This is a genomic window from Candidatus Moraniibacteriota bacterium, assembly GCA_026396275.1.
Classification (GTDB): Bacteria; Patescibacteriota; Minisyncoccia; order Moranbacterales; family JAPLXC01; genus JAPLXC01.
Genome location: JAPLXC010000010.1, coordinates 1 through 12,637 on the forward strand (window position 1 = coordinate 1; position 12,637 = coordinate 12,637).

At 40.5% G+C, this 12,637-nt stretch carries 14 protein-coding genes; 13 read left to right on the plus strand and 1 reads right to left on the minus strand.

Annotated elements, in window-relative coordinates; genetic code table 11:
- The 13 genes from NT136_02780 to NT136_02840 form a co-directional block, all read left to right on the plus strand.
- Positions 1-231: hypothetical protein (locus NT136_02780; protein MCX6765858.1), on the plus strand; the 231-nt coding region annotated here is incomplete at its 5' end.
- Between the two features lie 10 nt (positions 232-241).
- Positions 242-1,381: a glycosyltransferase family 4 protein gene (locus NT136_02785; GenBank protein MCX6765859.1), complete on the plus strand. Its 1,140-nt coding sequence runs from the start codon at positions 242-244 to the stop codon at positions 1,379-1,381.
- Between the two features lie 11 nt (positions 1,382-1,392).
- Complete coding sequence (locus tag NT136_02790) at positions 1,393-2,316, plus strand: hypothetical protein (protein MCX6765860.1); 924 nt, start codon at positions 1,393-1,395, stop codon at positions 2,314-2,316.
- A 110-nt stretch (positions 2,317-2,426) separates the two neighbouring features.
- Positions 2,427-3,797, plus strand: a complete 1,371-nt coding sequence (locus NT136_02795; protein ID MCX6765861.1) for a DUF4012 domain-containing protein — start codon at positions 2,427-2,429, stop codon at positions 3,795-3,797.
- Positions 3,798-3,863: 66 nt separating this feature from the next.
- Positions 3,864-4,061: a hypothetical protein gene (locus tag NT136_02800; GenBank protein MCX6765862.1), complete on the plus strand. Its 198-nt coding sequence runs from the start codon at positions 3,864-3,866 to the stop codon at positions 4,059-4,061.
- A gap of 266 nt (positions 4,062-4,327) precedes the next feature.
- On the plus strand, positions 4,328-5,335 hold the full coding sequence (gene rfbB / locus NT136_02805; GenBank protein ID MCX6765863.1) for a dTDP-glucose 4,6-dehydratase: 1,008 nt from the start codon (positions 4,328-4,330) through the stop codon (positions 5,333-5,335).
- A gap of 59 nt (positions 5,336-5,394) precedes the next feature.
- Positions 5,395-5,892: a DUF1003 domain-containing protein gene (locus tag NT136_02810; protein MCX6765864.1), complete on the plus strand. Its 498-nt coding sequence runs from the start codon at positions 5,395-5,397 to the stop codon at positions 5,890-5,892.
- Complete coding sequence (locus tag NT136_02815; protein MCX6765865.1) at positions 5,889-7,139, plus strand: serine hydroxymethyltransferase; 1,251 nt, start codon at positions 5,889-5,891, stop codon at positions 7,137-7,139. The genes NT136_02810 and NT136_02815 overlap by 4 nt, the downstream gene beginning before the upstream one ends.
- A gap of 76 nt (positions 7,140-7,215) precedes the next feature.
- Positions 7,216-8,061 (plus strand): sugar phosphate nucleotidyltransferase, encoded by an 846-nt coding sequence (locus NT136_02820; protein MCX6765866.1) that lies wholly within the window; start codon positions 7,216-7,218, stop codon positions 8,059-8,061.
- A 160-nt stretch (positions 8,062-8,221) separates the two neighbouring features.
- Entirely contained in the window at positions 8,222-9,106 is an 885-nt protein-coding gene (gene galU / locus NT136_02825; protein ID MCX6765867.1) for a UTP--glucose-1-phosphate uridylyltransferase GalU, read from the plus strand.
- Between the two features lie 6 nt (positions 9,107-9,112).
- On the plus strand, positions 9,113-9,793 hold the full coding sequence (locus NT136_02830) for a hypothetical protein (GenBank protein ID MCX6765868.1): 681 nt from the start codon (positions 9,113-9,115) through the stop codon (positions 9,791-9,793).
- A 52-nt stretch (positions 9,794-9,845) separates the two neighbouring features.
- Positions 9,846-10,286: a 50S ribosomal protein L9 gene (gene rplI, locus NT136_02835; GenBank protein MCX6765869.1), complete on the plus strand. Its 441-nt coding sequence runs from the start codon at positions 9,846-9,848 to the stop codon at positions 10,284-10,286.
- Positions 10,287-10,470: 184 nt separating this feature from the next.
- A complete protein-coding gene (locus NT136_02840) occupies positions 10,471-12,117 on the plus strand; it encodes a CTP synthase (protein ID MCX6765870.1) in 1,647 nt (548 codons plus the stop codon).
- A 24-nt stretch (positions 12,118-12,141) separates the two neighbouring features.
- On the opposite strand, the gene rpmA is transcribed toward NT136_02840, so the two are convergent.
- Positions 12,142-12,414: a 50S ribosomal protein L27 gene (gene rpmA, locus NT136_02845; GenBank protein ID MCX6765871.1), complete on the minus strand. Its 273-nt coding sequence runs from the start codon at positions 12,412-12,414 to the stop codon at positions 12,142-12,144.
- Positions 12,415-12,637 lie beyond the last annotated feature (223 nt).

Sequence of the window (12,637 nt, forward strand, 5' to 3'; positions counted from 1 at the left end):
AATTCTTTTTCCGAAAATAAAAGAGAAGGCGTGGAAATCAACTCCTACGGCGGAGCCGGAAGAATAGACCTCCACGATTCAAGCATTCACGGAAACGACCGCTGGGGAATTGCCCGGGTTCAAAGAAATCATTTTAATTCAAGCGTGTGGAATGGAGTTACTATTCGCCCGGACAACCGAATCTATGATAATAAATTCGGCACTGTTTCAAATATTATTATAATCAGATAAATCAAATCCGATGCGCATCGCTTTTATTGGTCAAAAAGGAATACCGGCTGTTTCCGGAGGAGTTGAGAAGCGAGTAGAAGAACTTTCTTCAAGAATGGCTGAAATGGGCCATGAGGTTTTTGTGTATGCGCGCAATAATTACACTGACCGAAATTTAAAGGAGTACCGGGGAGTAAAAATTATTCATCTTCCTAATATCCCCACAAAACACTTGGATGCCATCAGTCATACATTTTTGGCTACCATGCATGCTCTTTTTCAGGGTTACGACGTGATAAATTATCAGGCTCCGGGTCCTTCCACATTATCTTGGATAATAAAAATATTTAACCGGAAGACCGCATTAGTAGGAACTTTTAATTCGCGTGACTGTTTTCATCAAAAATGGGACTGGCTGGCAAGGACTTATCTTCGTTTTGGCGAATACATAATCTGCACTATTCCTCACAAAACAATCGTGGTGAGCAAGTCCCTATACGATTGGGCGCGGAAAAAATATGGGACCTATGGGGCTATTATTCCCAATGGAGCGGAGATTGCTCATAATCCTGAAACTAATCTGCTTTCCCAATGGGGATTGAAAGAAAAACGCTATATTCTCTATGTCGGGCGACTGATAAAGCATAAGGGAATTCACTACCTCATTGAGGCCTTCAAGCGGCTGGAAGACACAAACAAACTTCCCAATAATTTCAAGCTGGTTATTGCGGGAGACGGATTTCACACCGACGAGTATGTCAAATATCTTCGCCTGATCAGTGAGAAAAGGGGAAACATTATATTTACCGGCGCTCAATCAGGAAAGGCGCTCTCACAGCTTTTTTCCCATACCTATCTCTTTGTCCAGCCGTCAGAATCAGAAGGACTTTCCATCGCGCTTTTGGAAGCTATGGGTTACGGCATCGCGCCTTTAGTAAGTAACATTAAGGAAAACAAGGAAGCGGTCGGGAATGCCGGCTTTACCTTTATTGTAAAAGACATTGAAGATCTTAAAGAAAAACTGGCTTATTTGCTTAATAAACCAGCTGAAACGGAACGTATAGGGGCACTGGCTAGGGAGCGGGTGAGGCGCGAATTCAGTTGGGACTCCGCCGCTGGAAAGACCTTGCGGGCTTATCAGGATGTTATTAATTCTTTAGCGAGAAAGTAAAAGCATAAATTATGAACGGCAACCAAGAAAAGTTTAAATCTATCAATATCCGATTTTCTTTTTCTTTTTTTGTCCTGGCGCTCATTTTGGGAGTTACTTTTTTCCTTTTGCTGACTGGTGAATTTCGGTATTACCGCTCGCAGGTCTCTGTACTTTTTATTCCCAAAAGCGAAAAGGCGGCTTTTCATACTCCCTACATTTTGGCAAACTTAGTCAAAATTCCCCGCACTTTGGCTTTTTATGATCGCCTCCTGAAAGATAATCCGGAATTAACCGACCAATTTTCTGGCCGCTCAAAAGACGAGCGGAAGAAATTGTGGAATAAAACTTTAGGCATAAAACAGGAAAACAAAAGCACATTTATCAATATTGAAATTATGGAAAAAGACCGGACGCAATCAGTTCAACTTGCTGAGCAAGCCACTCGCACCCTCATCGACACCGCCAGCCGGTATTATAATATTAAAACAGACATTGATTTGCGAATTGTGGAAGGTCCAATTACTACTCCGATTTTAAAGTACTGGTATTGGCTGATTCTTTTAAGCGCGGCCCTGGGGCTGTTGAGCTCGTTCTTACTAAATGTTATTTTTTCGGCCTTTATTAATCTTGCCAGAGTTAAAAAAGATATTTTTAAATTGCCGAGATTTGAAAGAAAAGAGGAGAATAAAATTGCCGCAATGGAAGAAGAACTGGTAATCCCTGGCTTTCCTGCCGGAAAAGAAGAATCAACAGCTAGAAAATCTAAAGCGCCGGAAAATCTTCCGGTGGCGGATGAGATCATCTCTCCTCCTCAAGAGGAATTGTACGATATCCCTCCTGCCTTAAATGGCGAAGCGGCTGAAATCTTAGAAGAAGAACCGAAAGAAATTACCGAACCGACTGAAGAGGAATTAAAAAAGCGGCTGAATCAGCTTTTGAGAGGAGAACTGTAAAATAAATTAAAAATGTAAAAATCAAAGTGTAAAATGGCAAATCAAAATTCAAAAAAACGACATAATTTTTCATTTTGATTTTTGATATTTGATATTTGCATTTCAACATTATGTATAAAAAACGTTCAATTAAATTCTGGCTTATATTCTGGGTAGCGGCGATACTGTTTCTTATTGGCTGGTTTTTCTTTTGGCAGACGCGCTTCGGAGGAACGGAAAAAATTGGCGCCGTCTTGGATTATTTGCCGGTAGGGAAAGAACAATTGGGCGATTACAAAACATTAATAACACTGGCGGATTACTTTACTAAAAAGGACAGTACAGAAAAAACCTTTTTAGTCCTATTTCAAAACAACCTTGAAATCCGGCCGGGTGGAGGATATATAGGATCATTCGGAATTTTGAAAGTAAAAAATGGCCAAATTCAGGAAATTCAGACCCATGACCTTTCCAATTTTGATGCAAGAATTCCTGATACCTTTGAACCTCCTTACCCAATGAAAGAAACGCTTCGAATTTCTTCCTGGAAACTCCGCGATTCTAATTTTTCCCCGGATTTTCCGACTAACGCCAAAAAGGCCGAGGAATTTTACCACCTTGGCAAAGGGGAGGAGCAATTTGACGCGGTTATCGCCATAACTTCCAACGTTTTAACATCTGTTTTGAAAGTTACCGGACCTGTTCAGATCGAGGACTACCCGGGAACTTACGACAGTGAAAATGCGGTCATCTCTCTTGAATATCAGGTGGAGAAAGGTTACGCCCAGCAGGGAATCGAAAAGGGGGAAAGAAAATCAGTAATGAATTTGCTGGCGGCTGAAATTTCCAAAAGAGTTTCTGGATTCAACAGCACCCAAAAATTGGAACTAGCAAAAATTATTCTTGAGGACTTAAAGAAAAAAGATATTCAGCTTTATTTTAAAAATTCCGATCTTCAAAAATCGGCTGAAGAGACAAATTGGGCAGGTGCAGTGGATCAAAATTGGAGCAAGGATTATCTGATGACGGTAGATGCCAATCTAGGAGCATATAAAAGTGATTATTATGTCAAGCGATTAGTTGACTATTCTATTGATCTGACCCAAGAAAAGCCGGTTGCCCATCTCAGGATAACTTACAACCATACTGCCAAACAAAAGGATTTTATGACTAGGGATTATTTAACATACTTGCGGGTTTACGTGCCGGACGGAAGCTGGCTGACAAATTGGCAGGGGGCCGATTCGGACCCAAAATTCGGAACGGAATTCGGCAAAAAGTTTTTCGGCGCCATCGTCAAAGTTCCGCTGGGACAGAGCAAAACAGTGGAGTTAACCTATACACTGCCGGAAAATGTCAAAAACGAGTATGATCTGAAAATCCAAAAACAGGCAGGGATTAACGATGTACCAATTCAACTTCACATTACTGATTCAAGTGGTATAAAAAATGATTATTCTTTCACAATAAATTCAGACATTGTTTTAAATAATCAAAAATAAAAAAGAATATGGTACTATGATATAATGTAATATCGTAGTAAAAGCAAACTTGATGAGGAGGAAAAAATGGGGTACCTTAAAAATTTGGAAGAAAGATGGAAAGTGACGAAAAAGGAAAAAGCGGAGCTGTATAGATTGGAACAGGATACTTATTCCGATCCTTATGTTAATACTTTTGATAAGGTATATGAAGCAGAAAGGAAAATAAGAGAAATAAGGAATTCTATAAGAAAAAGAAGGTTAGTCGCTATTTTCGGTAAATAAAAGAAAAGGAAGAGAAAAATAGGAGTTAGAAAAAAGAAAAGAAGTAGAAAAACATATCCAAAAAAAAGGGGGGAGAAATGATTGACTTAGATGTATTAATAATAGCAGGTTTTTTGCTTATACTTGGCATAACTGTTCTTTCTGAAAATATATTGAAAAGAAAAAACAGAAAAAACTAGATTTAATCTGTTAAAAGGCGAGTAAGCTTAAGTAGACAAACTCGCCTTTTTATTTTGCCTAAAATGTACTATGATTAAAATGCATCTATGAAACTACTTATCACCGGCGGAGCCGGATTCATTGGCTCCAATTTCATCCGCCACCTCCTCAATAAATATCCGGACTACCAGGTGGTAAATCTGGACCTTTTGACCTACGCCGGAAATTTGGAAAATCTTCGCGACGTGGAAAATGATCCCCGTTACGGCTTTGTTAAGGGCGATATCACTGATGAACAACTGGTCAATAAGTTGGTAAAAGATGCGGATGTTATTGTTAATTTCGCCGCTGAAACCCACGTTGATCGATCCATCCTAGATCCGCAAAACTTCATTCGCTCTAATATCGTCGGTACTTATGTCTTGCTTGAAGCCGCCAGAATTAACGGCGGAAAACGCTTCCATCATGTCTCCACCGATGAAATTTTCGGCTCACTTGGACCAAATGATCCTCCTTTTTCCGAAAACACCCTCTATGATCCCAGCAGCCCCTACAGCGCCTCCAAAGCTGCTTCTGATCATCTGGTTAGGGCCTATCACCGCACCTATAATTTACCTGTCACCATTTCCAACTGTTCCAATAATTACGGCCCGTATCAGTTTCCGGAAAAACTTATACCGTTATTTGTCACTAATTTGATTGAGGGTAAAAAAATTCCTCTCTATGGAGATGGTCTGAATGTCCGCGATTGGCTTTATGTTGAAGATCACTGCGAAGCAATTGATTTGATAATTCATCGCGGTAAAATAGGGGAGACCTACTGCGTCGGAGGAAACACCGAAAAAAACAACAAGGAAATTACCGATAAAATTTTGGAACTTATGGGCAAAGGAGAAGAAATGATAGAATATGTCAAAGACCGTCCGGGCCACGACCGCCGCTACGCGATTAACTCTTCTAAAATCAAAAATGAACTGGGGTGGCGGCTAAAAACATCATTTGATGAAGGAATTAAAAAAACAATCGAGTGGTATAAAGACAATGAAAGCTGGTGGCGAAATATCAAGAACGGGGAATACAAAAATTACTACGAAAAACAATATTCTAATTTATAATTGTTAACTAAAAATTTTACTACCGTATAACAGTATACGGTAGTAAAACTGCAACAAATATGAACACCAATACTAATAATCGACTCGAACTTCGGACACTCAAGGAACTGCGCAAAACTACGAAACCAATTCGCAATGTTTACACCACTTATCAGGAAAACTTGACGGTTCTGGAGCGGATCGCTCGTTGGATCACAGAACACGTTGGTTCAATGGGATTTTTCTTGATAATTTTTATCTGGACAATCGGATGGCTGTTTTGGAACACTCTAGCCGCAGAAGAACTGCGTTTTGATCCTTTCCCGGCTTTTGTTCTTTGGCTTTTTATTTCCAATATGATTCAGTTGCTTCTATTTCCACTTATTCTTATTGGTCAAAATCTTCAAGCCCGCCACGACGAAACCCGAGCAGATGTTGATTTTGATGTAAATCTTAAGTCGGAAAAAGAAATTGAAACAGTGCTTATTTATTTGGAGCACCAGCACGAGATGATTATGGAAATAAAAAATAAATTGGAGGATCTCAAAAATATTAACTCGCCGGAAAATAGCAAATGAATTTCAAAACACTCAAAAAACAAGATCCGGCGGCATATCAGACCGTAGCCGGAGAACTTCGACGCCAGCAGGAGGGACTGGAACTCATCGCATCAGAAAACTACGCGTCCGTCGCGGTTCTGGAAGCGCTTGGCTCGGTTTTCACCAATAAATATTCGGAGGGATATCCCGGCCGAAGATACTACGGAGGCCAGCGCCATACTGACGAAGTTGAACGCCTAGCCATTAAGCGGGCTAAGAAACTTTTTGGCGCCGATCACGTAAATGTCCAGCCGCTTTCCGGCGCGCCGGCCAATATGATTGTTTATTCAGCGGTGCTTAATCCCGGCGACAAGATCTTGAGTATGGAACTTTCCCATGGGGGGCATCTCACGCATGGCCATCCAGTAACACTTTCGGCTAAGCTTTATAATTTCATCCGTTATAAAACCGGCCCTTCCGGAAAAATTGATTATCGCGAATTGGAGCGAATTGCCATAAAAGAAAAACCAAAATTGATTTTGGCCGGCTTCTCCGCCTATACAAGGCAGCTTAATTATAAAAAGTTCCAGCGAATCGCCAAAAAAGTCGGCGCCATCTCAATGATTGATATTGCTCATATCGCCGGCCTAATTGCCGGGCGTGCTCTTCCCAATCCGGTGCCGTATTTTGATATTGTCACCACCACGACCCACAAAACGCTCCGAGGGCCGCGGGGTGGAATGATTATGTGCAAAAAGAAATTCGCGAAGGTGATTGACAAAGCTGTTTTTCCCGGTTTTCAAGGCGGACCGCATATGAACAATATTGCCGCCATGGCGGTCGCTTTCGGGGAAGCGCTGAAACCGTCTTTTAAGAAATATGCTAAACAAATTCTTAAAAACGCAAAAGTTTTGGAACTGGAACTGCGAAAATATGGATTTAAAATAATGTTCGGCGGAACGGAAAATCATATGGTTCTGGTTGATGTCTTTGGAAGCAAGGGCGTAACCGGCAGGCAAGCCGAAGAGACACTGGATAAAATAGGAATTACGCTTAATAAAAATGTTATTCCTGATGATCCGCGCCCGCCAATGGATCCTAGCGGCATCCGCATTGGCGTTCCGGCGGTCACCAGCCGGGGAATGAAAGAAAAAGAAATAAAAATGATTGCCCAATGGATTAATGACGCAATTGAAAACCGCAACAACAGAAATGTCTTAAGAAAGTTGCGCAAAGAAGTAGTCACTTTATGTAAAAAGTTTCCCATATATAAAAGTTTGGGCTAAAACTTAAAGGACTTGAAATAATTTGCCGGTTAAGTTATGATGAGCAGACCAAAAAGTCCTTTAAAATAAGAAATTTATGGAAAAAAATAAAAGGAGGAAACCAATGAAAGGAATAATTTTAGCCGGAGGAAGCGCTAAAAGACTTTTTCCAAACACAATTATTGTTTCTAAACAGCTGCAGTCTATTTATGACCGACAAATGATATTTTATCCGCTCAACACTTTGATTAAGGGCGGCATAAGAGACATCCTTATCATTACCTCACCGGAACATATCGGCTCTTTCAAGAATTTATTAGGGGATTTTCTGGAAGATTATGGTATAAATATATCTTTCAAAATTCAAAGGGAACCGCGCGGACTTCCAGAAGCTTTTGTTTTAGGAAAAAAACATATAGACGACGATAATGTTACGTTGATCTTAGGTGACAATGTTTTTGAGGAGGATTTTTCGGAAACTATAAGAAACTTCGAAAGCGGAGGTCATATCTTTATCAAAGAGGTTTCAGACCCGGAGCGATTCGCGACAGTTGTTTTAGGAGATAATGGCGAGATTGTGGAGATTGTCGAAAAACCGAGAAGACCAAAAAGTAACTATGTATCTGTCGGTCTTTACATATACGACAATAGAGTTATTAAAAAAGCTATGAAATTAAAGCCTTCAAAACGCAATGAATTTGAAATTGTCGACCTGCATAAATATTATTTGAATTTGGGAGAATTAAAGTATACTATTGCAGACAAGAATAAACTATGGATGGATGCAGGAACACCTGATGCGCTCCTTGATGCAGGGATAGCAGTAAGAGAGAAGGGGATCCATAAAAACTTTGATCCTATTCTAGAAGAAGCTATTAATCGCATGTGTGATATGCATAAAGATCTGGTTGATAAAAGATTTCGATATATGCATCGCCCCTAGCTAGACATTCATTAAAAACCCTAATACAATAGTATTAAGGTTTATTTTTTATTAAATAACTAACTTACACGAATAAAAAATTTCGAATTGTCATAAATAATATTATCCAAATAATTAGCGATTAATTTTAGCAAATTCGTGTAGATGCGTGAATTTTTTTATGAAAATCAAAAAAGCCATTTTGCCGGTAGCCGGATTTGGTACAAGGTTTCTTCCGGCCACCAAAGCCCAGCCCAAGGAAATGCTTCCCATTGTCGACAAGCCGGTAATTCAGTATCTTGTTGAAGAAGCCGTCGCCGCCGGCATAGAAGAAATCATCTTCGTCACCGGCCGCGGGAAACGGGCCATTGAGGATCATTTTGACGTATCTTTTGAACTGGAGGAAACATTGGTCGAAAAAAACAAACATGAACTTCTCAAAGAAGTTAGAAAAATTTCAAAACTGGCTAATTTTTCTTATGTTCGTCAGCCCCTTCCGCTGGGAGATGGCCATGCAATACTCCAGGCCTATCACATTACCGGCCAAGAGCCCGCACTGATACTATTCGGCGACTGCGTTTACGACAGCAAAGTTCCAGCTGCCAAACAACTTATTGATACTTATGAAAAATACGGGGACAGCGTCATCGGTTTAAGCCGAGTGGCTAAAAAAGAAGTATCTAAGTTTGGTGTTATTGATGGGGTAAAACTCGATGCTCACACGGTGGAAATAAAAAATATTATGGAAAAACCATCTCCCGAAAAAGCTCCTTCAAACATGGTAGCGGTTGGAAAATACGTTATCACTCCCGAGATTTTCCGGATTCTTTCCCGAATGCGGCGGGGAAAGTCAGGGGAGATTCGCTTAGCCGACGCTTTTAAAATTATGCTTTCCAAGAATCGTCCCGTTTACGGGCGCCTTCTTGAAGGAGAATGGCTAGACACCGGCGATAAATTCAATTTCGTAAGAGCCACTATCCACTTTGGGCTGAAACATCCAGAGATTAAAGATAAATTGAAAAAATACTTGCGGGAAAATCACCAAAAAGTCATTTGTAAACGCTAACTCAAAATGTACTGGATTTATTTAATCATTTTCATTCTGGCGGTTCTTTCCCCTGAACTTATTCGCCAGGACTTTCCTCTGATTGACGAGGAAAGAGCGGAGGAGCTGGCTATTTTCTTTTTGGGGACAGCCGCTTTTTTAATATATCTGATAAAAGAAAAACAACTCATATGGAATATTAAGGAAAAGCAAAAGATCCAAAAAGAGGCCTCAATTATTTCCCGGAACCTTACCGATTCTTATTCCTATATCGGTGAAATCAACCGCAAAATGGATATTTTAAAAAACATCGCTTTGGGCCTTCCGGAAAGCTCGGTCTTGACTCCGGAAAAAGAAAAAGAAATCTATGATTCAATTCTCCATGCCCTTTATGCCTTCAGTAAATCCAAACGCATTATTATTCGCTTCATCGATTTGAGTTCTCATCACACTATTAAAGAGGTTAAAAGTAACAAGAAAATATCGTGCGGTTCCACTAACGAAGAAATTGTTAAACGGAAAGAAAGGTTAATTGAGACCGACTACTATTTCTTAATAAAACCACCTCGCGACATTAACAACACCACTGTTTGCATCGCAATTGCCAAGCAGAATAAGCAGCAGAAACTGGAAGATCCTGAAATAATAGAAGCCCTGGCTTCCCAAGCACTATTCCTTTTCACCTTTTCCCAAAAGGCAAAGAGATGACATTTGATCAATCCCGGTTCTTTAGATATAATAGATATGAACTAACAAACTCATGAAGGTTATTTTTCTGCAAGATGTCGGAAAAACGGGAAAAAAGGGGGATATAAGAGAAGTGGCCGACGGCTACGCTCGAAACTTTTTGCTGCCCGGAAAATTAGCGGAAGTGGCCACTCCCACCACTATTCAAAAAGCCCGGGAATTAACAGAAAAGCGGATTGAGCGGGAAAAAGAAGACCTAAAAAAATCCCAAGATGTAGCTCGCCAACTTAAAGAAAAAGAAATAACCATTGTAGTCAAAGAGAAAAAAGGAAAACTGTTTGGATCCGTGGGGACAAAAGAGATTGCCACTGAACTAAAAAAACAAGGGCTGGAATTGGAGGAAAAAAATATTTTACTGGACAAGCCCGTCAAGGAAATAGGGGAAAGGGAAGTTGCCGTTGAGTTAGGTCACGGCGTCAAAATAAAAATTAAATTGGTGGTTAAAGGGAAATAATATTTTTGCATATTTATAATACGCTAATGAAACTTAAAGTCGCGGGGGAGCGACTTTTATAATAGTTTACGAATTACGAATCATTTACGAAAATACGAATCCGGCATTTGTCATCCCGAATTTTTTCGCCAAAGGCGAACGGGTCGAGGAATCCCATTGCAATTCGTAACTTGTAAAGAAACTCATGAAGAACAGAAAATATATTTTCATGTTTGGAGGAGTAATGTCAGGAATTGGAAAGGGGATTGCTACTTCTTCCATTGCCAAAATTATTCAGGCCAAGGGTTTTTCCGTGACGGCTATTAAAATTGACCCTTATGTCAATGTTGACGCCGGCACCATGAATCCCACAGAACACGGGGAAGTGTTTGTTTTGGCCAGTGGACTGGAAACCGATCAGGATATGGGGAATTATGAAAGGTTTCTGGGTGTTTCCTTGCCACCGCAAAATTACATGACCACGGGAAGCATTTTTGGAAAAGTAATCAGGCGGGAAAGAAATCTTGAGTACAATGGAAAATGCGTTCAAATTATTCCCCATATCACCGACGAAATAATAAAAACAATCAAAAAAGCTGGCAATCTAAATAAAGCGGACTTTGTAATAATTGAAGTTGGTGGAACAACGGGCGATTATGAAAATCTTCTTTATACTGAAGCGGCTAGGCAAATGAAACTCAAAAATCCGCCGGACGTTTTATTTGTGATGATAAGTTATTTGCCCTGCCCGCCGAAGATCGGCGAGATGAAATCGAAGCCCACTCAGCAGGCCGTTCGGGCTTTGAATTCCGCCGGAATCCAGCCGGATATTATTATCGCTCGAAGTGAAATGCCGATCGATGACAGAAGAAAAGAAAAAATCGCGCTTTTCTGCAATGTAAGCGGAAAAGATGTGATATCGGCGCCTGACATTGATTCAATCTATGAAGTACCGCTTAATTTTGAAAAGGATCATTTGAGCGCGAGGATTCTGGAAAAGCTGGGACTTAAGGCGAGAAAGAAGGACTTAAAAGAATGGAAAAAACTGGTGAAGAATATCAAAGAGGCCAGAGAAAAAATAAAAATTGGAATCGTTGGCAAATACTTTGGAACCGGGGATTTCACTTTGAGCGATTCCTATATTTCGGTGATTGAGGCCATAAAACACGCTGCTTATAACTTTAGATTAAAACCGGAAATTAGCTGGATAAACAGCGAGTTGTTTGAAGGCAATCCCGATAAAATTGAAGAATTAAAAAATTATGACGGCATTATTGTTCCCGGCGGCTTTGGGGAAAGGGGAGTGGAGGGAAAAATTAAAGCTATTCATTTTTGCCGGGAAAATAAGATCCCTTATTTCGGTTTGTGCTACGGAATGCAGCTGGCCGTCATTGAATTCGCCAGAAATGTTCTGGGTCTCAAAGACGCCCACACCACTGAAATCAACCGCGATACGAAAAATCCGGTTATTGACATTATGCCGGAGCAAAAAAAGAATTTGGAAGACAGAAACTACGGAGCTACAATGCGCTTGGGAATTTATCCAGCCGTTCTTAAAAAAGGTACGCTTGCTTACCGCGCCTACGGCAAGAAGATAATTTCTGAACGTCATCGTCATCGCTGGGAGGTTAATCCCGAACATATTGATCGTCTGGAAAAAGGAGGACTGGTGTTTTCCGGAAAGTCACCTGATCGGCGGCTGATGGAAATCGCCGAACTTCCTCAATCAGTTCATCCTTTCTTTTTAGGAACCCAATTCCATCCGGAATTTACATCTTCACTACTCAAGTCGCATCCACTGTTTCTCGAGTTTATGAAAGCTTGTAGAGAAAATAAAAAAACAGGACATTAAAAGGTCCTCCTTTTTCAACTTATTTTACTCGACACTTACAAACCGCCGTTTAACCAGTTTGCCTGTGTAATTCTTAACTTTTTTAGAAGCAAATTTAACAACGCCGTCTTTTAAAGCAAAGAGGGTATCATCTTCTCCGCGTTTGACATTTTTTCCAGAATGAAACTTCGTTCCGCGCTGGCGAATAATTATATTGCCGGTTTTCACAATCTGGCCGCCAAAAATTTTCACGCCTAAGCGTTTGGAAATTGAATCCCTCCCTAATTCTGTTGAGCCGCCGGCTTTACGATGTGCCATTTTTGTCTGCGAACAAAGCCCCGCACTAAAAGTGCTTGACTTAGCTCTAACAATTTAGTTAAAATTTTTTAGTGCGGGGCGAAGTGAGCGGGAACAAAAATGAGCATCCCGCACCAGTTCGATAAATTAAGAATTTATTTCGGATAATTCAGCCGCAGGCGTGGCCGCGGTGCCAGTTTCAAATCACCGTGTACGAAATTCGGAACTGGTGCGGGACGCCATA